At 70.0% G+C, this 19,853-nt stretch carries 22 protein-coding genes; 7 read left to right on the top strand and 15 right to left on the bottom strand.

The features are described 5' to 3' along the window. Positions 1-16 precede the first annotated feature (16 nt). Genes ABJI51_RS20740 through ABJI51_RS20730 form a run of 3 tightly spaced genes read right to left on the bottom strand, consistent with a single transcriptional unit; the run spans position 17 to position 1,562 of the window. Complete coding sequence (locus ABJI51_RS20740; RefSeq protein ID WP_348952792.1) at positions 17-469, bottom strand: GNAT family N-acetyltransferase; 453 nt, start codon at positions 467-469, stop codon at positions 17-19. Beyond that, a complete protein-coding gene (locus tag ABJI51_RS20735) occupies positions 470-904 on the bottom strand; it encodes a hypothetical protein (protein WP_348952790.1) in 435 nt (144 codons plus the stop codon). It abuts the gene before it with no gap. 31 nt (positions 905-935) lie between these two features. Further along, a complete protein-coding gene (locus ABJI51_RS20730) occupies positions 936-1,562 on the bottom strand; it encodes a hypothetical protein (RefSeq protein WP_348953044.1) in 627 nt (208 codons plus the stop codon). Between the two features lie 144 nt (positions 1,563-1,706). On the opposite strand from ABJI51_RS20730, the gene wzm reads away from it, so the two are divergent. The 3 genes from wzm to glfT1 are packed head-to-tail and all read left to right on the top strand — an operon-like array spanning position 1,707 to position 4,384. Further along, on the top strand, positions 1,707-2,657 hold the full coding sequence (gene wzm / locus ABJI51_RS20725) for a galactan export ABC transporter permease subunit Wzm/RfbD (RefSeq protein ID WP_348952788.1): 951 nt from the start codon (positions 1,707-1,709) through the stop codon (positions 2,655-2,657). A gap of 3 nt (positions 2,658-2,660) precedes the next feature. Continuing rightward, the gene (gene wzt / locus ABJI51_RS20720) at positions 2,661-3,476 is read left to right on the top strand and encodes a galactan export ABC transporter ATP-binding subunit Wzt/RfbE (RefSeq protein WP_348952786.1); all 816 of its coding nucleotides are present in this window, start codon (positions 2,661-2,663) and stop codon (positions 3,474-3,476) included. Next, on the top strand, positions 3,476-4,384 hold the full coding sequence (gene glfT1, locus ABJI51_RS20715; protein ID WP_348952784.1) for a galactofuranosyltransferase GlfT1: 909 nt from the start codon (positions 3,476-3,478) through the stop codon (positions 4,382-4,384). The genes wzt and glfT1 overlap by 1 nt, the downstream gene beginning before the upstream one ends. 41 nt (positions 4,385-4,425) lie before the next feature. On the opposite strand, the gene ABJI51_RS20710 is transcribed toward glfT1, so the two are convergent. From ABJI51_RS20710 to ABJI51_RS20695, 4 genes are all read right to left on the bottom strand, one after another. Next, entirely contained in the window at positions 4,426-5,871 is a 1,446-nt protein-coding gene (locus ABJI51_RS20710) for a hypothetical protein (RefSeq protein WP_348952782.1), read from the bottom strand. 12 nt (positions 5,872-5,883) lie between these two features. After that, a complete protein-coding gene (locus ABJI51_RS20705) occupies positions 5,884-6,465 on the bottom strand; it encodes a DUF3558 family protein (protein ID WP_348952780.1) in 582 nt (193 codons plus the stop codon). Between the two features lie 3 nt (positions 6,466-6,468). After that, the gene (locus ABJI51_RS20700) at positions 6,469-6,918 is read right to left on the bottom strand and encodes a hypothetical protein (protein ID WP_348952778.1); all 450 of its coding nucleotides are present in this window, start codon (positions 6,916-6,918) and stop codon (positions 6,469-6,471) included. Between the two features lie 130 nt (positions 6,919-7,048). Continuing rightward, entirely contained in the window at positions 7,049-7,810 is a 762-nt protein-coding gene (locus ABJI51_RS20695; RefSeq protein ID WP_348952776.1) for an ESX secretion-associated protein EspG, read from the bottom strand. 110 nt (positions 7,811-7,920) lie between these two features. Between ABJI51_RS20695 and ABJI51_RS20690 the strand changes: the two genes are divergently transcribed. After that, complete coding sequence (locus ABJI51_RS20690; protein ID WP_348952774.1) at positions 7,921-8,166, top strand: hypothetical protein; 246 nt, start codon at positions 7,921-7,923, stop codon at positions 8,164-8,166. A 54-nt stretch (positions 8,167-8,220) separates the two neighbouring features. Here ABJI51_RS20690 and ABJI51_RS20685 read toward each other — a convergent pair whose 3' ends face one another. Beyond that, on the bottom strand, positions 8,221-10,140 hold the full coding sequence (locus tag ABJI51_RS20685; RefSeq protein ID WP_348952772.1) for a glycosyltransferase: 1,920 nt from the start codon (positions 10,138-10,140) through the stop codon (positions 8,221-8,223). An 8-nt stretch (positions 10,141-10,148) separates the two neighbouring features. After that, a complete protein-coding gene (locus tag ABJI51_RS20680; RefSeq protein ID WP_348952770.1) occupies positions 10,149-10,616 on the bottom strand; it encodes a GtrA family protein in 468 nt (155 codons plus the stop codon). Between the two features lie 216 nt (positions 10,617-10,832). Between ABJI51_RS20680 and dprE1 the strand changes: the two genes are divergently transcribed. From dprE1 to ABJI51_RS20665, 3 genes are read left to right on the top strand one after another with little or no spacing between them, the layout of a single operon-like run. Continuing rightward, positions 10,833-12,167 carry a decaprenylphosphoryl-beta-D-ribose oxidase gene (dprE1, locus tag ABJI51_RS20675; RefSeq protein ID WP_431605648.1) on the top strand — a complete coding sequence of 445 codons (1,335 nt, stop codon included), beginning with the start codon at positions 10,833-10,835 and terminating at the stop codon, positions 12,165-12,167. After that, positions 12,164-12,919, top strand: a complete 756-nt coding sequence (dprE2, locus tag ABJI51_RS20670; RefSeq protein ID WP_348952766.1) for a decaprenylphospho-beta-D-erythro-pentofuranosid-2-ulose 2-reductase — start codon at positions 12,164-12,166, stop codon at positions 12,917-12,919. The genes dprE1 and dprE2 overlap by 4 nt, the downstream gene beginning before the upstream one ends. Next, positions 12,838-14,181 (top strand): hypothetical protein, encoded by a 1,344-nt coding sequence (locus tag ABJI51_RS20665; RefSeq protein WP_348952764.1) that lies wholly within the window; start codon positions 12,838-12,840, stop codon positions 14,179-14,181. The genes dprE2 and ABJI51_RS20665 overlap by 82 nt, the downstream gene beginning before the upstream one ends. Here the strand turns inward: ABJI51_RS20665 and ABJI51_RS20660 are convergent. The 6 genes from ABJI51_RS20660 to glf all read right to left on the bottom strand — a co-directional run bounded on the left by ABJI51_RS20660 (position 14,164) and on the right by glf (position 19,806). Next, a complete protein-coding gene (locus ABJI51_RS20660; RefSeq protein ID WP_348952762.1) occupies positions 14,164-14,748 on the bottom strand; it encodes a hypothetical protein in 585 nt (194 codons plus the stop codon). The genes ABJI51_RS20665 and ABJI51_RS20660 overlap by 18 nt on opposite strands. Positions 14,749-14,764: 16 nt before the next feature. Further along, complete coding sequence (locus ABJI51_RS20655) at positions 14,765-16,282, bottom strand: hypothetical protein (RefSeq protein WP_348952760.1); 1,518 nt, start codon at positions 16,280-16,282, stop codon at positions 14,765-14,767. Between the two features lie 102 nt (positions 16,283-16,384). Continuing rightward, positions 16,385-16,999, bottom strand: coding sequence for a hypothetical protein (locus ABJI51_RS20650; RefSeq protein WP_348952758.1), 615 nt, complete (start codon positions 16,997-16,999; stop codon positions 16,385-16,387). Between the two features lie 107 nt (positions 17,000-17,106). Continuing rightward, a complete protein-coding gene (locus ABJI51_RS20645; RefSeq protein ID WP_348952756.1) occupies positions 17,107-18,072 on the bottom strand; it encodes a decaprenyl-phosphate phosphoribosyltransferase in 966 nt (321 codons plus the stop codon). Further along, positions 18,069-18,587: a phosphatase PAP2 family protein gene (locus ABJI51_RS20640; protein WP_348952754.1), complete on the bottom strand. Its 519-nt coding sequence runs from the start codon at positions 18,585-18,587 to the stop codon at positions 18,069-18,071. Before ABJI51_RS20640 ends, ABJI51_RS20645 begins: the two co-directional genes overlap by 4 nt. Next, a complete protein-coding gene (glf, locus tag ABJI51_RS20635) occupies positions 18,580-19,806 on the bottom strand; it encodes a UDP-galactopyranose mutase (protein ID WP_348952752.1) in 1,227 nt (408 codons plus the stop codon). Before glf ends, ABJI51_RS20640 begins: the two co-directional genes overlap by 8 nt. Between the last annotated feature and the right edge of the window lie 47 nt (positions 19,807-19,853).

Below are 19,853 nucleotides of genomic sequence, written 5' to 3'. Positions count from 1 at the left end.
GGTGGACGGGTGCGGGTCAGCCCAGAGTCTTGCGCAGCTGCCGGAAGCCGCCGACGGCAGGCGCGGCTTCGGCGTACCCGGCGCGCTCGAACAAGGCCGCCGAAGCGGCGTTGTCCTGGTGCACGGCGGCCAGCACCACCCGCACGCCGAGGCGTTCCCGCGCCACCCGCTCCCCCTCGGCGAGCACCGCCCCGGACAGCCCGCGGCCGCGGCTCGCGGGCGCCAGGGTGATGCTCACCTCCCAGGCGTCGCCGTCCTCCCGATCGAACCGGACGGTGCCGACCGGGACGTCCTCGTGCTCGACGACGAGCAGGAGCCGGTCCGGATCGGCCAGCACGCCGTGCAGCCAGGCCAGGTGCTCGTCCAGGGCGACCACGGCCGCCGACCGCGACGCCTGCCGCGTCCGGGGGTCGTTGCGCCAGCCCAGCAGCAGCCCCGCGTCCGCTTCGGTGGCCTCGCGGGCCCGCACCTACTGCGTGACGGGCTGCTCGGCCCGGTCCTCGAGGCGGCGGAGCCGGTCCTCGTAGCGGGAGATGCCCGCGAGCCGGACGCGGATCTGCGCGTGCTGGCGCTGGATCTCCTCGATCAGCGTGCGGGCCTCGGCCAGCTGCGGCGGGTCGGCGTTCGGCACCAGCGCGATCGACTCGCGCAGCGTCTCCAGCCTGCCTTCCTGCGCCGCGACGTGCGGGATCAGGCGGTCGAGCTCGGCGCGGGCCCAGCGCAGGTCGCCGCGGGCCTCCTCCAGGCTGCGCTCGGCGCTGTCCAGCCGTCGCCGGTGGTCGGCGGTCGCGTGCTCGAGGTCGTTGACGCGCGCGGCGAGACCGCGGGTGCGGTCGTCGACGCGGAAGTCGATGACCTTGACGATCCGGTCGATCAGGCCTCTGCCCAGTTTCTGCACTGCCATGGGGATTTCCTTCGGGGAGTCGGTGCTGCGCTCAGCGCAGGAGGGTGGTGTCGCCGGTCTTGGTCCAGGAGTCCAGCAGCCGCCCCTCGGCGGCGATCTGGTGTTCCGGGCCGACGATGCAGGAGTCGCCCGCGGCGTGCTCCCACGAGGTCTGGTCCGGGTTGTCGATGAACGAGAACCCGGTGAGCACCAGCTGCGCGGTCGGGAACGACGTCCGGGCGATCCAGGCCGCCAGGGTGCCGGTGGTCGACCACGTCGGCTCGGTGCGCGTCGGCAGGCCCAGCGCGTCCGACAGCGGCAGCACGACCTCGCGGTTCGGCACCGGGACCGCGCCGAGGTCCGCGGGCCACCAGCCCGGCAGGTCCTCCGGTTCCCAGTGCATCCGGCCGGGCTCGACCAGCAGGTACAGCCGCTTCCGGTAGTCCTGGAAGACGTGCTTGGTGGCCCGGATCGCGCGGTTGAAGACGACGACGTGCGTGCGGCGGCCGACGATCTCCTGCCCGGGTTCGTCGACGACGAAGCCGTTGACCCGGATCACCAGGTCGCACGCGTCGATCGCCTTCGCCCGCTGGGGGTCGGGCGGGAGCGGCTGGTTGCCGACCACGGCCACCGATCGCGGGTCCGGCCGGTCGGCGTAGGCCGCGAGCAGGTTGACCATCAGGCTCGCCGCGCCGAGAGCAGCAGTCATAAGCCGAGAAAGTACCAGTACGAAGGTCACACCTCGCCGCGTAGCGGCCCATAACCACTACCACACGGGCGGGGTGGCCCGGACGCCGCTCATCCCATCGGTACCCTCGTCCACGTGCATGCCACCAGCACGGTTCAGGCCGCCGACTCACCCGCCGCGACGCCGGCCCCGCCGGGGTCGGACAGCAAGACGTTCGCGCGTGCCTTCGCCGACATCAAGGCCGGTTTCCGCAACCGCGAGCTGTGGGGTCACCTCGGCTGGCAGGACATCAAGCAGCGGTACCGCCGCTCGGTCATCGGGCCCTTCTGGATCACCATCAGCCAGGCCGTCCTCGCGCTCGGCCTCGGCCTGCTGTACTCGCAGCTGTTCAAGCTGCCGGTCGAGGTGTTCCTGCCCTACATCTCCACGGGCTTCATCATCTGGGGCTTCATCAGTGGCTGCCTGTCCGAGGGCATGGAGACGTTCATCGCGAACGAGGGGCTGATCAAGCAGCTCCCGGCGCCGCTGAGCGTGTACATGCTGCGCACGGTGTGGCGGCAGACGATGATGCTGCTCCACAACATGATCGTCTACGTGGCCGTGCTGGTGATCTTCTTCGGCGCGCTCAGCCAGAAGTACTCGCTGCTCGGCGACGGGAAGTGCGTCGCGGGCCACATCTGCCACCCCGGCCTCAGCTGGACCATCCTGCTGGCCATCCCCGGTTTCCTGGTGCTGGCCCTGAACGCCGCCTGGGTGACGCTGCTGTTCGGCATCATCTCCACCCGCTTCCGCGACATCCCGCAGGTGGTCAACTCGCTGATCCAGCTGCTGTTCTACGGGACGCCGATCGTGTGGCCGGTCGACCAGCTGATGAGCGGCGGCGGCAAGGAGGGTGTCTCCTGGATCCTGCCGATCGTCAAGGCGAACCCGCTCTACCACTTCATGCAGGTGATCCGCGCGCCGTTGCTCGGCCAGGAGTTCTCGCCGGAGAACTGGATCGTGGTCGGCTCCATCACCGTCGTCGGTTGGGCTCTCGCGCTGGTCGCGATGCGCAACTACCGTGCCCGCGTCTCCTATTGGGTGTGACACATGGTCAGCATTGACGTCCACAACGCGTTCGTCGACTTCCCGATCTTCGACGCGAAGACGCGGTCGATGAAGAAGAAGGTCCTCGGCAAGGTCGGCGGCAAGATCGGCACCGACACCAAGGTCCCGATCATCGAAGCCCTGCACGACGTGACCCTCTCGCTGCGCGAAGGCGACCGCGTCGGCCTGGTCGGGCACAACGGCGCCGGCAAGTCCACGCTGCTGCGCCTGCTGGCAGGCATCTACGAGCCGACCCGCGGGTCCGCGCGGATCAACGGCAAGATCGCGCCGGTGTTCGACCTCGGCATCGGCATGGACCCGGAGATCTCCGGCGTCGAGAACATCATCATCCGCGGCCTCTTCCTCGGCATGACCGCCAAGGAGATGGAGAAGCGCGTCGACGACATCGCGGAGTTCACCGAGCTCGGCGACTACCTGCAGATGCCGCTGCGGACGTACTCGACCGGCATGCGGGTGCGGCTCGCGCTGGGCGTGGTCACCTCGATCGACCCCGAGATCCTCATCCTCGACGAGGGCATCGGCGCGGTCGACGCGGCGTTCCTCAACAAGGCGCGCGACCGCCTCAAGGACCTCGTCAAGCGCTCCGGCATCCTGGTGTTCGCCAGCCACTCGGACGAGTTCCTGTTCGAGCTGTGCGATTCGGCCATCTGGATGGACGAAGGCCACCTCAAGCAACAGGGTTCGCTGCGGGACGTCCTCACGGCGTACAAGGGCCGCGATCCCTTCGAGAACATGAGCCAGGAAACCTTGGAGCGCTTCGGCATCGAGCCGGTGGCGACGACGAACGGCGGGGAATGATGGCCAGCGAGACCCGGCAGCTGCCCGACGGCGCGGTCGTCGGCGTGGTCGTCACGCGGCACCGGCGCGAGCTGCTGGCGGACTCGCTGAAGGTCATCGCGGCCCAGACCCGGCCGGTCGACCACCTGGTGGTCGTGGACAACGGGCCGGACGACTCGGCCCGCGAGGTCGTCGAGAACTACCCGCTGCCGTACACGTACCTGCCGTCGCACCGGAACCTCGGCGGCGCGGGCGGGTTCGCCCTCGGCATGCTGCACGCGCTGTCGCTGGGTGCCGAGTGGGTGTGGCTGGCCGACGACGACGGCCGCCCGGCCGACGAGAACGTGCTGGCGATCCTGCTGGAGGAAGCGGAGAAGCGCGGCCTGGCGGAGATCTCGCCGGTGGTGTCGAACATCGACGCGCCGGACAAGCTGGCGTTCCCGCTGCGCCGCGGCCTGACCTGGAAGCGGTCGCAGTCCGAGCTGGGCGTGGACTTCCTGCCCGGCATCGCGTCCCTGATGAACGGCGCGCTGTTCCGTGCGTCCACTTTGGACGTCGTCGGTGTGCCGGACCTGCGCCTGTTCTTCCGCGGCGACGAGGTCGAGCTGCACCGGCGGCTGGCCCGCTCGGGACTGCCGTTCGGCACGTCGCTGAAGACGAAGTACCTGCACCCGGACGGCTCGGACGAGTTCAAGCCGATGCTGGGCGGCAAGTTCCACGCGCAGGACCCGGAGAACGAGGTCAAGCGCTACTACACCTACCGCAACCGCGGATACCTGTTGTCCCAGCCGGGAATGCGCAAGATCGGCGCACTGGAGATCGTCCGGTTCGGACTGTACTTCGTGGGCGTCAAGCGCGACCCGAAGGCGTTCCTGCAGTGGCTGAAGCTGGTGCGGCAGGGCCGCGCGGAGAAGTTCTACCGCTACTGAGGTTCACGAGAAAGGGCCCCGCATCCCGCGGGGCCCTTCGCTCATTCGCCGATGACGGGCGGCGCCGTGCGCATGTCGGTGCCGAAGACCGCGTCGGGGTCTCCCTCGACGAGGTAGGTCGGCCGCGAGTGCTCGGTGTCCTCGTCGCCCTCGCCCTTCTGGCCGTGCCCGAGGCCACCGCCGGCGCCCATGCCCCCGCGGCTCGCGGAACCCGCACCGAGCCCGCCCATCCCGCGTCCGGCAGCAGCTTCGGCCGCCCCGATGCCACCCGGCCGGGCGGCACCCGACGCGGCGCCTGCGCCGGTCGCATTGCCCGCGGACGAGCCACCGGGCCCGAAGCCCCCGCCCCCACCGCGGCCACCGCCGACCTTGGAGTTGTAGGCCTCGTCGCCGCCGAAGTTCATGCCGCCCATCGGCATCGGGCTCATCGGCGGCATGCCGCCGAACTGCTGGTTCGGGTTCGGCGTCCCCCCACCCGGCAGCTGACCCGGCGTGAAGCTGGACGGCGTGGTGGTGCCGGACGGCACGAACCCCGACCCGGTCGTCGAAGCGGGACCGGAGAACTGCGGCGTCCCGGTGGTGCCGGGCACGAAGGCGTTGTTCGTCCCGTTCGGCGTACCGACCGGATGCCCGGTCGGCATGCTGACGTTCGGGTTGCTGATGCCGTTCCGGTCCCCGGAGCCGTTGGGGTCCCCGCTGCCGGACCCGGTGCTGAAGCTGGGCGGCGGAGCAAAGGCAGGCTGCTTCGACGCGGCCTCGTAGAGGTTGTTGTCGTAGGTCGCCATGACGCTCGCGGCCTGGTCGTGCGCGGCCTGGCTGTCCTTCTGCTTCTGGATGGACTTGTCGACGTTGTCGGCAAGGCTGAACGGGTTCGAGGTGACCCAGTCCTTGAACTCGTCCTTCCAGCTGAACGGAATGGGAGCAGGCATGGAGTTCTTCGCCGTGGCGGCGGCCTGCCCCTGGTCGTAAATGGTTTCCGAGGCCAGTTTCGCGTTCTGGGAATTGGCGTCGGACCATTTGCTGAGGCTGGTGAAGTATTGTTGGGCGTTTTCCGCCGCGGGGCCTTCCCAGGTGCCCTTGGACGCGTTGACCGCGGTGGTCATCGACTGGGCGAACTTGTCGAAGACCTTGTGGATTTCGTGGTACGCGGTCGAAACGTCGGAAACCTGGTCGACGTTGAGGTTGCTCTGGAGGAACGCCTGCAACTGGGCGTGGTCGGTACCTTTGTAGTCCGCGTTCGGCGCGTGGAGCCCCTGGACGTATTGAACATCGCGGCCCTTCGTGGCTTCCTCGACGTTCTTCTTGCCCATTTGCTCGGCCTGGTTCTTGGCCTGGGCCCGCGCCACGAAGTCCTGGACCCAGCCGAAGAGCCAGTTGTCGGGGTCGACGCCTTCTTCGGCCTTCTTCTGCAGGTAGGCGTCCCGCTCCGCGGGCGCCATGTTCTGGACTTCCTGGGGTGACTTGTCCGGAGTCTTCTGCGTCGTCATCTGGGGTTCCCCCTATCCCTTCGGCAGCCGCGGTTCGACGGCGGCCTTGGCCACCGCCTCGGCGATCTGGCAGGCCTGGTCCGCGGAATCGGCACCGACCAGTGCCACGTCCACCCGGGACGCGTCGCCCACCGGCAGGGCGAGCGTGCAGGCCGGCAGGGACGCGCTGCCGGGTGCTTCCTTCGCCTTCCTGCCGTTGACGTCCTTGTCGAGGACCCCACCGCCGGTGTCGTTGACCTGCGCGACCGACGCGGTGTCGCGGATGTTGACGCCGATCACCTTCGCGGTGTCACTCGCCGAGGCGATCTTCTGCCGGTAACTGCAGGACCGCGCGCTCGCGTCGGAGTCCTGCACCGGCGGGTTGAACTCGCCGTAGCTGCTCAGGTCGCTCATCTTCAGCAGCGAGCAGGCATCGGTGATCGACTGCGTCCCGCCACCACCCGAGGCCGAAGGCGAACTTTCCGGCGTGCCGGGCGCGCTGGCCGAAGGCGACTGCGCGGGCGATGCCGTCCCCGTCTGGGTACTGGTGCACCCGGCCAGCAGCGCACCGCCGGCCACGAGCGGAAGGACAACACGAACGAGAAGTTTCGTCATACCTCAGGCCTGCTTGGTCTGGAGCGAGGAGAAGGCTTGGTTCTCGGTTTCCTTGTAGAGCCCCGCAGCCCTCGCGAGTGCTTCGTCGGCCTGCTTGGCAACTTCCCTGAGCTGCTGCAGGACCTGCGTCGCCGAGCCTTCCGCCTCCGTGGCGCTCTTCTGGTCGTGCTTCGCCACCGTGTGCCCGTACGGGTGGTCACCGAGCTGCGGGGCCTGGTCCAGCCGGAAGCTCTGGTACTGCAGGTTCCCGAGGTCGTTGACCAGGTCGGTCAGCGCGTCCCGGATCGGTTTCACGCCCTCGGGAGTGATCTTGAACCCGCCGCCCTTGGCCGCCGCGATCAGCTTCTGGGTTTCGGCCGTGACGCTCTTCACCGCCGCCGCCATGTTTGCCGACGAGAACGGGCTCATGACGTCCGCGAACGAGCCTCCGCCCCCGCCGTCAGCCATCTGCATCGCTGTTCCACCCCGAATCGCTTCACCCGTGCGTGTGCACCCGGGAGTCTACTAGCCGGACACCCTCCGCCACGGCCGTTCACCGATCTTCACCTCGGACGCAGCCGCGTCACGAGTGGTTCCGGACGGCTCAGAACTGGCCTTCGAGCTGGGCATACAGCTGCTGGGCCAGCCGGGCGTTGTCGGCCGGGGCGTAGGTGATCCAGCGCTGGCCGTCGGCCGCGTCCCTTGTCGACATCAGCCAGCGGCCGGAGGGGGTGTCGAACCAGGCCAGCGGGGGGTGCGTTGCCGCCGGGGTCTGGGCCGTGAACTGGCCGATGCGCTTCTTCGGCTCCTGGAACACCCGCTCGATCATGCGGAGCTGGGGGCCACCACCACTCTGCGAGCGCGGGCCGCTCACGCCGGCGAACGGGTCGTACGTGTCGTCGCGGCGCTGGTGGCGGGGCTGCGGGGCCGGGCGGGAGATCGTCACCGACTGGCCGGGGGCGGGCGGGGTCAGCGGGAGCAGGTCGACGATCGCCGGGACGATGCCCGTCGGGCGGACCTCCTCGAACACGATCAGGTTCTCCTCCTGGCGGGCCAGCACCGCGAACTGGCCGTCGGAGGCGACGCGGGCGAACAGGTGCTTGTCGCCCAGCTCGGCGGCCGCGTTGATGGTGGTGCCGCCGTGGGCGAACGTCCTCAGCGCCAGCTCGGCGTCCGCGTCGAGGCGGCCGCGGTGCCACAGGCCGCGGCCGGTCAGGTCGCGGACGACCGCGTCGCGGATCATTGCGCGCTGCTCGATCGTCGTGCCCACGTGCGGGACCTCGAACGGCGTCGGTGCGCGGCCGAACCCGAGCTGCTCCAGCAGGATGTCGACTGCCGCCAGCGACAGCGAGAACGAGTGAGGCATCGCGTCTTCCCCCCGCGGTTTCTTCCGATCTCGGGCAAACGGTAGTCCACCTGCTCCGCCCTCAGCGAACCCGCTTGCCCTGCCAAGATCGCCGCTGGTCCGATGGACGCATGGCCGACCCCAAACCCGCACTCGTCCTGCACCTGGCGACCGGCGGCGAGCCGCTGCTGTTCGCGCTGACCGCCGAGGAATCCGGCAAGCTGGCCGGCAGGCTCACCCAGCTCGTCAAGGCGGGCGCCGTCGAATCGGTGACCACCAAGGACGATTCGAAAGTCGCGATCAACTTCGCCCACGTCGCCGCCGCCTACATCGACGACCTCGCCCGCAAGAACCAGGTCTTCGGCCTGCACGCCTGAACGGCGAAGGCCGCCCCACGACCAGCGTGAGACGGCCTTCGCGAACGCCGGGGATCAGAGCTTGTACAGGCGCTTCCAGTTCTCGCGCGAGGTCAGCTCGGGCATGGCCCGCTTGTACTGCTCCTGCACCGCCGCGCCTTCCTTGCGCAGCCGCTGGATCACCTTCGCGCCACGCTTGGCCAGGTCGAACATCTTCGCGCGGTCGTAGTGCCGGACGCGGACGCCTTCCTGGTTCGCGTCGGTGACCACCGCCGTGTCGAACAGGGCGATGTGCCACCAGTTCGCCTCGTCGATCGGCACCGCGCCGAGCCCGAAGCGGCTGCGGCCCAGCACCCGGTCGAGGATCCGCTTGATCAGCACCAGGCGCTGCATGCTCGGCCGCGGCGCGCTGTTGATGATGCCGATGTCGTTGGACGCGATGCCGGGGACGTCGGTGGCCTTGTGGCGCTTGGTCTCCGGGTACGCGTCGCGGATGCGGCGGATCTCCTGCATCGCCTCGACCCCGCCGTCACGCAGGATCTCCGGGCCCTCCAGGAAGTCCTCGACGGCCTTGATCAGCGTGGCCGACAGGCCGTACTGCATGCCGAGCAGGTAGCGGACCAGCTGGGAGATCAGCACCCGCGAGAGCAGGTTGAGGTTGAACGGCGAGTGCAGCGCGGCGGTGATGATCGAGTTGCGCAGGTTGAAGTACCGGTGCCACTCGTCCCAGTCCTTCATGTGGAAGTCCGCGTGCCACACGCCCGCGCCCGGCAGCGTCACGGTCGGGAAGCCGTGCGCGCGGGCCCGGTAGGAGTACTCCGCGTCGTCCCACTGGAAGAAGAACGGCAGCGGGTAACCCGTCGCCTGCACGACCTCGTAGGGGATCAGGCACGACCACCAGCCGTTGTAGCCGGCGTCGAGGCGCCGCTCCTGGCGGTTCGGCTTCAGCGTCTCCTCGTCGACGCCGAGCAGGTCGGCCGTCGACAGCGAGTGCTCGACCGGCTGGCCGGGCTCGAGGGTGTTGAGCCGGGCGTACTCGGCGCCGACGTGCAGCTGGTTCGGGTGGAACAGGTTGAGCATCTGCCCGCCGACGATGATCGGGTTGGCGGCGCGGTTGGAGAACGCCGTCATCCGGATCACCAGGTCCGGCTCGAGCAGGACGTCGTCGTCCATGAACAGGACGTTCGCGTGCTCGGTCGCGGTGTGCCCGGCCACCTCGTAGAGGCCGCGGGTGAAGCCGCCTGCCCCGCCGAGGTTCGGCTGCTTGATGTAGTGCAGCTTCTCGCCGAGGTCCTTGGCGACCTGCTCGAAGCCGTCGCGGGACTCGACGAGGTCGGTGCCCTGGTCGGCGACGTAGATGGCGTCCAGGGTGTCCAGCGAGGAGACGTCCGCGGCCAGCGCCTGCAGGTTCTTCAGGCAGTCGTCGGCGCGGTTCATCGTGCAGATGGTCACCGCGGTCGGGCGGATCTTCTCCGGCGCCTCGACCGTCCAGCGGACCTGCTCGACGTGCAGGTTCTGCCCACCCTCGGTCTCCAGGTCCAGCCAGAGCGCGCCGCCGTCGTGGAACTTGTCCAGCTTGCCGGTCAGCGTGACCTTGGCCTTCTTGACGTCGCTGACCTGCTCGGCGGCGACGACGCGGGGCTCGCCCTCGACGTCGGAGGCGCCCAGCGACAGCAGGCCGGTGCCGGTGACGACGGCCTCGACCGAGACCTCGGTCACCGTCGTCCAGCGCTGCCAGTAGCTGGCCGGGAAGCGGCCGAAGTAGGTGTTGCCCGACACCTTGGTGGCGGGTTCGAGCGTGATCGCCGCACGTTCCCGCACGGCCGTGCCCCACTCGAGCTCGGCGTACAGGTCCTTGCTGACGATCGGCGCCGGGCCGGCGTAGAGCCCGCGCTGCGCCGTCAGGCGACCCTGCGGAGTGTGCTCGGTGAACCGCGTCTCGGCGGCCGCGCCGGCTTGGGTGGTCGGCGCCGGGGTTGCTGTTTTACCGGGCATGGAAGTCCTCAGTTCTCCTTGGTCGACGGCTCGCGGAAGACGACCCACTTGAGCATCACGAAATTGATCACGGTGGCGGTGGCCTGCGACACGGCCCAGCACAGGGTGTGCTGCCACGCGGACTCCGGCAGCACGTTCAGCATGAGCTGGTTCACCCCGACCGCGACGAAGAAGGTCACGGTGTAGAGGAGGACGAACGAGCCGATCTGCGCCTTCCCGTCCCGGCGCCCGCCGGCGAAGGTGAACTTCCGGTTCAGGAAGAAGGCCGTGGTCGTGCCCACGATGAAACTGATAGCGCGCGCGATGTCGACCCACGGTGAAGCGGCCATCCCGGCCAGCTGGGTCAGCAGCGTGTAGGTGCCCAGGTCGACGAGGGCGCAGAAGCCCCCGATCAGGGCGAAGCGGATGAGCTGGCCCAGCAGTCCCGGGGAGGACTGCCCAGCCGCTACCTCGGCTTGCGGATCGGTCGCCACCACTGCATTACCTCGTCACCTGTGTCATGGTCACCCGCGCGGGCGCTTGTGCCTTGATGCGCAAAGTGTAGAGACGGGCACTTCAGGGTCACGTCTCGGGCATGGTTGGGCGTGGCTACCTCCATCCATGCCCCCGCCACCACCCTCAACGGAGGCGCTTCGCGCCGCTGGTTTACTTGATGAGTGACCCACGTACCCGAAACACAGCGTCGCACGCTCATGGGCTGGGCGCGGACGTCACCGACCATCGCCGACGTGCTGCGGACCGACGACGTGGAGGTCATCGCGCGCGCCGTCGCCCAGGCCGGTCCGCGCGGTGTCATCGCCCGCGGCCTCGGCCGGTCCTACGGCGACCCCGCGCAGAACGCGGGCGGCCTCGTGATCGACATGACCGCGCTGAACCGGATCCACTCGATCGACCCGGACACCGCGCTCGTCGACGTCGACGCCGGGGTCAGCCTCGACCAGCTGATGCGCGAGGCGCTGCCGTACGGCCTGTGGGTCCCGGTGCTGCCGGGCACCCGCCAGGTGACCATCGGCGGCGCGATCGCCAACGACATCCACGGCAAGAACCACCACAGCGCGGGCAGCTTCGGCAACCACGTTGTGTCGATGGACCTGATCACCGCCGACGGGCAGGTCCGCACGCTGACGCCCGAGGGCCCGGACGCCGAGCTGTTCTGGGCGACCGTGGCAGGCATCGGCCTGACCGGCATCATCGTCCGGGCGAAGATCCGGATGACGCGGACGGAGACGGCCTACTTCAAGGCCGACATCCAGCGCACGGCGAACCTCGACGAGACCCTCGCGCTGGTCACCGACGGCTCGGAGGACAACTACACCTATTCCTCGGGGTGGTTCGACTCGATCTCCCGCGGCCCGAAGCTGGGACGGGCGGCCTTCCAGCGCGGTTCGCTGGCGAAGCTGGACGAGCTGCCGCCGAAACTGCGCACCGACCCGCTGAAGTTCAACCCGGGCCAGTTGGCGACGCTGCCGGACATCTTCCCGAACGGCCTCATGAACAAACTGTCGTTCACCGCCGTGGGCGAGCTGTACTACCGCAAGACCGCGAAGAACGCGCGCGACCAGATCCAGAGCCTGACCGCCTTCTACCACCCGCTGGACCTGTTCGGCGAGTGGAACCGGGCCTACGGCACGAAGGGCTTCCTGCAGTACCAGTTCTCGACGCCGCTGAACGCGCACGAGCCGCTCCGCAGGATCCTCCAGAAGATCGCCGACTCCGGACATGTCTCGTTCCTCAACGTGTTCAAGCAGATGGGTGAGGGCAACCCGGCACCACTGTCGTTCCCGCACCCCGGCTGGATGATCTGCCTGGACTTCCCGATCAAGGACGGCCTGAGCCGGTTCTGCCAGGAACTCGACGAGGACGTCCTGGAGCTGGGCGGGCGGCTGTACACCGCGAAGGACTCGCGCACCTCGCCCGAGACGTTCGCGAAGATGTACCCGCGGCTCGAAGAGTGGCGCAAGGTGCGCGCTTCCGTTGACCCCGAAGGCGTTTTCGCCTCTGACATGAGCCGGAGGCTCGAACTGTGATCGACGCGGTGGGCAACCCCCAGTCCCTGCTCCTGCTCGGCGGCACGTCCGACATCGCGCTGGCGATCGCCGAGAAGTACCTGGCCGAGAAGCCGCTGCGGGTCGTGCTGGCCGCGCGGCCGTCGCCGCGGCTGGAGGCGGCCGTCCAGCGCCTGAAGGACCGCGGCGCCGAGGTGTCCACTGTGGACTTCGACGCGAAGGACACCGCCTCGCACCCGGCCGTGCTGGACAAGGCGTTCGAGGGCGGCGACATCGACGTCGCGGTCGTCGCGTTCGGCCTGCTCGGTGATCCCGAGGAGGTCTGGCAGGACCACGCGAAGGCCGTCGAGCTGGCCACGGTGAACTACACCGCGGCGGTGTCGGCCGGCGTCGCGCTGTCGGAGAAGCTCAAGGTCCAGGGCCACGGCACGGTGATCGCGCTGTCGTCGGTGGCCGGTGAGCGCGTCCGGCGGTCCAACTTCGTCTACGGCTCGACCAAAGCCGGGTTCGACGGCTTCTACCTGGGCCTCGGCGAGGCGCTCGCGCCGTTCGGCGTCAAGGTCACGGTCGTGCGCCCGGGTCACGTCAAGACGAAGATGACCGAGGGTCTCAAGGACGCCCCGCTGGCCCAGACCGCCGAGCAGGTCGCCGAGATCGCGGTCGGCGCGGCGCGCGCTGGCAAGGACCTGGTGTGGGCACCCGCCCAGTTCCGCCTGGTGATGTCGGTGCTGCGGCACGTCCCCCGGCCGCTCTTCCGCAAGCTGCCGATCTGAGCCTCGCCGACCCCATCGGCGCAGGCAGCCAGTCCCGGCCGTACCTGCGCCCCGGCGAGCAGCCGCAGTGGGCGACCTACGGCCGGGTGCTGGCGTTCGCCGTCCGCGGCCTGACGCCGGAGGGGCAGCCGGACAAGAGCCTGCTGCGCAAGATCGGCTCGGGCGCGGCCGGGATCGCGGGGGACTTCCTGTTCGAGGCGATCGCGGGCGGGGACGACGGCGGCTCCGACAAGCCGCCGCCCCCGCAGGTGATCGCGTTCGGCGACCGCGCGGGCGTGCTGGCGCACGAGTTCCTGCGCGGCATCCCGCTGCGTGCGGCGATCGAGCGGCTCTGGGTGCTGACCCCGGCGCGGCTGCTGGTGCTCGACGCGCTGGTGCCGCCGCCCGAACCGGCGCCCGAGCCGGCGAAGTCGGTGCTGGGCAAGGCGATCGGCTTCGGCCGCGGCGTCGCGAAGTTCGGCAAGGACGTCGCCGAGATCTTCACCGACCGGACGCGGACCTACGGCACCAACCGCGAGGGCGAGCCGATCGGGCTGCGGGAGTTCGTCCCGGTGGCGGAGCTGCCCGGCGCCCGGATCGCGCGCGTCGAGCGGGCCAAGCGGGGCCGCAAGCCGGTGCTGCGGGTGTCCCTCGTGGACGGTTCCGGGCTCGACTTCGCCGAGGAACGGTGGCCGGTGAAGCTGGCAGCCAAGACCGCCGCGAAGGACGACGAAATCATCCGGCGCGAGCTGGGCGGCTACTGGCTGCGTCCCGGCGAGGTGCTCCGGCTGGGCTGCGCGCCGCACTACGCGCACGTCGGGCTGTCGCTCGGCGGCGTCCGGCACGCGCCGTACGTGCCCGCGCGCGAGACGCCGAAGCTGACCAGCGGGCCGGGGCGCTGGCCGTTGCCGACTGCCGAGGTCGCAGACGAGGACTGGGCCGACGACCCGGCACTCGGCTACTGGGTCACCGCCGGCGACCCGGGCCAGCTCGCCGTCCGGCTGGCCGACCACTTCGCCGGCGGCGCCGGCCACGCCCGGCTGACCTGGACGAACCAGCGCCTCGCCGTCGTCTACCCGACGAGCCTGCTGGAGGGCGCCACCGGCGGGCCGTTCACGACGGCGGAGGAGTTCGACGCGCGGGTGGTCGCCCGGCTGGACGCGGTACCCGGCGGGGTGAGCTTCCCGCCGTCGCCGTCGATCCGGTTCGGCTTCACCGACGGCTCGGCGGTGTTCCTGCGCGACGCGCTCGCGGGCATGAAGGTGTCACGCGCGCTGGGCTGAGAAGGCCTGCACCGCCAGCGCGGGGTCCTCGGTGAAGAACTTCACCACGCGCACGGTCTCGGTCCCGCCCAGCGGCCGTGTCGCGACGACCGGACGGCGCAGGACGGCGACGACGTTCGTCTCCATGGACTGCCCCATGACCAGCTCCTCGTCGCCCCAGATGAGGCCACGGGCGCTCGCGTGGGTCTCCTTGCGCCGGGTGAGGCTCTCGACGTCCTCGAGCGGCACGCGCAGGTCGAACAGCGCGCCGACGCGCAGCCGCAGCTCGTGCGGCGACACCACGTGCGGGCGGGTCACCAGCGCGGCCAGGTAGCCGAGCAGCCACGCGGCGGTGTAGATCTCTGCGGCCAGCAGCAGCGTGTCGCCGACCGGGCCGAAGTCCACGAGCAGGAACGCGCCGGTCTCGACGAGCGAGACGACCAGGAACACCACGATCATCGGCCGTTGCGGGCCGGCGTAGGGCAGCGCCACGCCGTCGTCCGGCACGTCCTTGCGGCCGCGCAGCAGCAGGCCGATGCTCGAGAAGAGCACGGCTTCGTGCCGCAGGCAGCGTCGGAGAACCCCCATCGCCCGCCAGGGTACTTCAGCCGCCCGCGGCGTGGGCGGGCATCAGGTACAGGCTCTGGCTGCCCATCCACGGCGAGTCGATCCGCCAGCTCGCCAGCGCCGCCCGCGGCGGGGTCCGGCGGGTCGTCGCCAGTACCAGGTCCGGGCTCAGCGGCGCCACGCTGTGGTCGAAGTTGTGGAAGTTGGCCTCCAGCAGCGCGCGCCCGACGTCACCGCTGCGGCGTTTCGTCTCGGCGATCGCCGGGTCGACCGCGCCGCGGTCGGAGAACTCGTCGACCAGCTGGCAGTCGCACGCGTAGGCCAGTGCGCCGACCTCGCCCGCCGTCTCGACCTTGCGGCCGTGGGCGATCGCCGCCAGCTGGCGGCCGATTTCTCGGTACTCCGTCGTCGACGCGTGGTTGCTGGTGATCGGCGCGAACTGGCGGGGCAGGCCCGGCAGCGCGTACACCGCGACGCTCGCCGCCAGCACCGCGCCTGCCAGCGTCCACGTTCCGCGCCGGACGTGCTCCGGCACCGCCGAGGCGCAGGCGGCGAGGAAGATCGTCGCGCTGATGATGCTCGGCGCGTAGTACCAGTGGTACGGCGGCACGCCGAGCTGGCTGTAGGCCGCGTAGTGCAGGGCGCCGGCGATGGCGAGCGCCGCGAACGGCGTCAGGCGGCGGGCGGTTTCCGAGCCGCGGCGGTACTGGACGATCCAGAACACCCCGGCCACGCCGGCCAGCAGCAGCGGCAGGAACGACAGCGCCGCGGCGGCCGGGTAGTTGCGCCAGTACAGCAGCGGGCCGTTGGTGAAGCCGAACGGTCCCCACGACTGCTGGCTGATCTTGATGACGAGGGTGTCCGGCACGGCCGAGCCGAGCACCACCCAGCTGAAGCCGAACCACGGCAGCGTCACGGCGAGCGCGGCGAACGCGGTGCGCCAGATGCCGGTCCAGAACTCCCGGCGGGCGGCGAACAGCACGGCGGCGACGAGCAGCAGGTCCAGCCGGACGAGCGCGAGCAGCCCGATCACGACGCCGAGCCGTCCCGGACGCCGCTCCCCCGCGTACACCAGCGTCCAGACGACCCCGGTGGCGCCGAGCGCGACCTCCAGCCCGACCGAGGACAGCAGCAGCGGGTTGACCAGCAGCAACGCGAACGCCAGTGGCGCGAACGCCGCCGGCAGGCCGGTGCGCTCGCCGAGCCGTCGCAGGCCCAGCACGAGCAGCACCTGGGCGACGACGAAGACGATCCCGGCGGCCAGCACGGCGTCCCGGACGAGGAACGTGACCGCGGCGAGGGCCAGGACGTTCAGCGGGGAGGTCGCGGTGTTCGCCGTCCCCTGCTCGATCAGGCCCCAGTGGGCATGGAAGGCGAGGTTCTTCGCGTAGGACAGCGTGATGTAGGTGTCATCGATGAGATGGCGGCTGACCAGGGCGAACACGAGGGCGGACGCCGCCGCGGCGCCCGCGGGCAGGGCCAGCGAGCGGGCGACGGGCACGGCCGACGGCAGCGCACCGGCGGCCTCGGGAAGTTCTGCGGAGGCGCTTCGCATCCGGGACACGGTACCCCGGCCGTGATGCTTCCGTGATCTGAGCGGGGGCCCGGTGGCGCAGGCCACATCCGCCTGCCGCCACTTTCACGTGAAAGTGGCCGGTCAGTGGCCGTCCCCGCGGCCGCGGAAGCCGGGGCCGGGGAAGCCCTGGTTGCCGTCGTACTGGCGGTGGATGCCCGGACGGCCGTCCCGCGGGCCGTGGTGGGACGCGGCGGCGATGCCCCCGACGATCCCGCCGCCGACCAGGGCACCCAGCAGGCCGACGCCGACCAGCTGGGTGGCGCGGTGGCCGACGAAACGGCGGAATCCGCCCGGCTGCCGTGGCGGGGGCGGGGCCCAGGCGCTGTGGGGGTGGGAGAGCTGCGGCGTGGGTGGCGCGGGTGGAGGCTGCTGGCCGTGGGCGGCGGTCTGGTCGGCGGCGCCGGACGCTGCGGACTGGCTGTGGGCCGTGGTCTGGTCGGCGGCGCCGGGTGCTGCGGACTCGGCCGTGGGCGGCACGGGCGCGGTTTGGTCCGCGGCGGCCGGTGCGGCCTCGGCCGGGGCCGGTTCGGGGGTGCCGGGTGCCGCGGGCTTCTCCTGGCCGACGGGAAGCTGCTCGGTCGGCTGGTCGGCCGCCGGAGGGGTTCCCGGCGCGGCGGGACCGCCCTGGCTCTCGGCGCCGGCCTGCTCGGTCGGCTGGTCGGCCCGCTCCGGGACCTCGCGCGGCTGGTCGTTCATCGTTGCTCCTGGGGTCACGGGGACGGGCGTACTGCCCGCCCCCACCACCTCAGGGTGCGCCGCTCAGCTGTGTGTCACCTGTATCGAACCTGTCGATTCACGAAGAGTCACAGGTAGAACGACAGGAACAGCGTCACGACCCAGGTCGCGCCCAGCACCTGGAGGACGCGGTCCTTGAGCGCGATCTCCTCCGGCTCGCCCGCGTTGCCGCCGTCGACGTCGACCGCGTACCGGAGTACCGCCACCACGAACGGGACCATCGAGATGACCGCCCACACCGAGTTGTGCTCGGTCTGGCGGATCTCGAACGCCCACAGGCAGTACGACATGATCAGGATCGCCGCCGACGTCGCCCAGACGAACCGCAGGTAGCTGGCCGAGTACTTCTTCAGCGACGAGCGGATCTTCGCGCCCGTGCGCTCGAACAGCATGATCTCCGCGTAGCGCTTGCCCGCCACCATGAACAGCGAGCCGAACGCCGTGACCAGCAGGAACCACTGCGAAAGGGAGATGCTCGCCGCGACGCCGCCGGCGATCGAGCGCATCAGGAAGCCCGAGCCGACGATGGCCAGGTCGACCACCGGCTGGTGCTTCAGGCCGAAGCAGTAGCCGAGCTGGACCGCCTCGTAGACGCCCAGCACGACCGCCAGCTGCCAGCTCGCCGCGAACGACACGCCGAGGCCGGCCAGGAAGAACACGACCGCGGCCCCGTACGCGACGGGGACCGGCACGATGCCTGCCGCGATCGGCCGGTTGCGCTTGGTCGGGTGGGCCCGGTCGGCCTCGACGTCGATCGCGTCGTTGATGAGGTAGACCGAGCTCGCCGTCAGGGAGAAGGCCACGAAGGCGATGATCGCGTCGATCAGCAGACCGGTGCGGTCGGTCGACTTCGAGAAGGCGAAGAACGGGGCCGCGAAGACCAGCACGTTCTTCACCCACTGCCGCGGCCGCGCCGTCTTGACGACGCCGCCGACCAGGCCGAACGGGCCGCGTGACGCCGTCTCCGGGGTCGCCGGAGCCTCGGTGGTCACGTCCGTTTCCTCGCTGGGGCGCTGCTCGGTCGTTTCGCTCATGGGTTCTTCTTCAGCTTCCGTCGTATCAGACCGCCGACGAGCCCCCCGAGAGCTGCACCGGCCAGAACGTCTGTCGGATAGTGAACGCCGAGCACGAGCCTCGAGGCCAGCATCGGCGGTACCAGGGCGGGCACCAGGTTACGCCCGGTCAATCCGGAGTAGAGCACCGCCGCCGCCGTGGTGGACGTCGCGTGCGACGACGGGAAGCTCAGCTTGCTCGGCGTGCCGACCAGGACCTCGACGCTCGGGTGGTCCGGCCGCGGCCGCCTGACCACGCGTTTCACCGCGATCGAGGCAGCGTGCGCGCCGACGACGCCCGCCGACGCGACCAGCCAGTCCTTGCGCCGCTTCTTGTCGACGACGGCGCCGAGGACGCCAAGGCCGAACCAGCCGAGCGCGTGCTCACCGAAGTGCGAAAGGCCGCGCGCAGCCTTCACCGAAGCTTCACTCTTCAGAAAGCCCTGGGCCTTCGCCAGGACCGCGACCTCACCCGCCGGGGTGCCCTTCTCAAGCATCGAGGGACCCGTCCAGCGGCGCACCGTCGGTCAGGTGCGGGGCGATCTTGTTGTCGAACACCGACAGCGCCGAGCCGATCGCCATGTGCATGTCGAGGTACTTGTAGGTGCCGAGCCGCCCGCCGAACAGGACGTTCTTCTCGCGCGCCTCGATCTTGGCCAGCTCCCGGTAGGCCTCGAGCTTCTCGCGGTTCTCCGGGGTGTTGATCGGGTAGTACGGCTCGTCGTTCTCCTGCGCGAAGCGGGAGAACTCGCGGAAGATGACCGTCTTGTCCTTGGGGTAGTAGTCCCGCTCCGGGTGGAAGTGGCGGAACTCGATGATGCGGGTGTACGGGACCTCTTCGTCGTTGTAGTTGACGACCGAGGTGCCCTGGAAGTCACCCGTCGGGGCGACCTCGGACTCGAAGTCGACGGTGCGCCAGGTGAACCGGCCCGCCGAGTAGTTGAAGTAGCGGTCCAGCGGCCCGGTGTAGACGGTCGGGGTGCCCGCCGGGATGTGCTCGCGCACGTCGAAGTAGTCGACGTTCAGCCGGATCTCGATGTTCTCGTGCTCGGCCATCTTCTCGAGCCACGCGGTGTACCCGTTGACGGGCAGGCCCTCGTAGGTGTCGTTGAAGTACCGGTTGTCGAACGTGTAGCGGACCGGCAGGCGCGTGATGATGTTCGCGCCGAGGTTCTTGGGGTCGTTCTCCCACTGCTTCGCGGTGTAACCGCGGATGAACGCCTCGTACAGGGGACGGCCGATCAGCGAGATCGCCTTCTCCTCGAGGTTCTGCGCGGCGTCGGTCTCGAACTCCGACGCCTGCTTCGCGATGAGCTCGCGGGCCTCGTCCGGCGTGTGCGACTTGCCGAAGAACTGGTTGATCAGCGCCAGGTTCATCGGCAGCGGGTAGACCTGCCCCTGGTACTTGCCGAACACCCGGTGCTGGTAGTTCGTGAACTCGGTGAAGCGGTTCACGTACTCCCAGACGCGCTTGTTCGAGGTGTGGAACAGGTGCGCACCGTACTTGTGCACCTCGATCCCGGTCTCCGGGTCGGGCTCCGAGTACGCGTTGCCGCCGATGTGGCTGCGTCGCTCGAGGACGAGGACCTTCTTGCCCAGCTCGGCCGCGGCCCGTTCGGCGACGGTCAGGCCGAAGAAGCCGGACCCGACGACGACGAGGTCGTAACCTGCGAAATCGTCTTCAGTAATCTGTGCGGGGTTCGTGTGCGCGCTCACGGGCGTCGAGGGTACGCAGGTCGGTTACCCGGCCCGCACCCGACTAT

This window comes from Amycolatopsis melonis (genome assembly GCF_040064235.1).
In the GTDB taxonomy this organism is placed as follows: domain Bacteria; phylum Actinomycetota; class Actinomycetes; order Mycobacteriales; family Pseudonocardiaceae; genus Amycolatopsis; species Amycolatopsis melonis.
The sequence above is the reverse complement of the archived record's forward strand: the minus strand, read 5'-3'. Positions and strand labels throughout refer to the sequence as shown.

Bases quoted from the DNA above. Each gene is read 5' to 3' on its own strand.
- ABJI51_RS20655 (WP_348952760.1), bottom strand. From the start codon at position 16,282: ATGCGAAGCGCCTCCGCAGAACTTCCCGAGGCCGCCGGTGCGCTGCCG.
- ABJI51_RS20735 (WP_348952790.1), bottom strand. From the start codon at position 904: ATGGCAGTGCAGAAACTGGGCAGAGGCCTGATCGACCGGATCGTCAAG.
- ABJI51_RS20640 (WP_348952754.1), bottom strand. From the start codon at position 18,587: ATGCTTGAGAAGGGCACCCCGGCGGGTGAGGTCGCGGTCCTGGCGAAG.
- ABJI51_RS20705 (WP_348952780.1), bottom strand. From the start codon at position 6,465: ATGACGAAACTTCTCGTTCGTGTTGTCCTTCCGCTCGTGGCCGGCGGT.
- ABJI51_RS20690 (WP_348952774.1), top strand. From the start codon at position 7,921: ATGGCCGACCCCAAACCCGCACTCGTCCTGCACCTGGCGACCGGCGGC.
- ABJI51_RS20645 (WP_348952756.1), bottom strand. From the start codon at position 18,072: ATGAGCGAAACGACCGAGCAGCGCCCCAGCGAGGAAACGGACGTGACC.
- ABJI51_RS20695 (WP_348952776.1), bottom strand. From the start codon at position 7,810: ATGCCTCACTCGTTCTCGCTGTCGCTGGCGGCAGTCGACATCCTGCTG.
- wzt (WP_348952786.1), top strand. From the start codon at position 2,661: ATGGTCAGCATTGACGTCCACAACGCGTTCGTCGACTTCCCGATCTTC.
- dprE1 (WP_431605648.1), top strand. From the start codon at position 10,833: ATGGGCTGGGCGCGGACGTCACCGACCATCGCCGACGTGCTGCGGACC.
- ABJI51_RS20650 (WP_348952758.1), bottom strand. From the start codon at position 16,999: ATGAACGACCAGCCGCGCGAGGTCCCGGAGCGGGCCGACCAGCCGACC.
- ABJI51_RS20710 (WP_348952782.1), bottom strand. From the start codon at position 5,871: ATGACGACGCAGAAGACTCCGGACAAGTCACCCCAGGAAGTCCAGAAC.
- ABJI51_RS20730 (WP_348953044.1), bottom strand. From the start codon at position 1,562: ATGGTCAACCTGCTCGCGGCCTACGCCGACCGGCCGGACCCGCGATCG.
- ABJI51_RS20660 (WP_348952762.1), bottom strand. From the start codon at position 14,748: ATGGGGGTTCTCCGACGCTGCCTGCGGCACGAAGCCGTGCTCTTCTCG.
- ABJI51_RS20700 (WP_348952778.1), bottom strand. From the start codon at position 6,918: ATGCAGATGGCTGACGGCGGGGGCGGAGGCTCGTTCGCGGACGTCATG.
- glfT1 (WP_348952784.1), top strand. From the start codon at position 3,476: ATGGCCAGCGAGACCCGGCAGCTGCCCGACGGCGCGGTCGTCGGCGTG.
- ABJI51_RS20685 (WP_348952772.1), bottom strand. From the start codon at position 10,140: ATGCCCGGTAAAACAGCAACCCCGGCGCCGACCACCCAAGCCGGCGCG.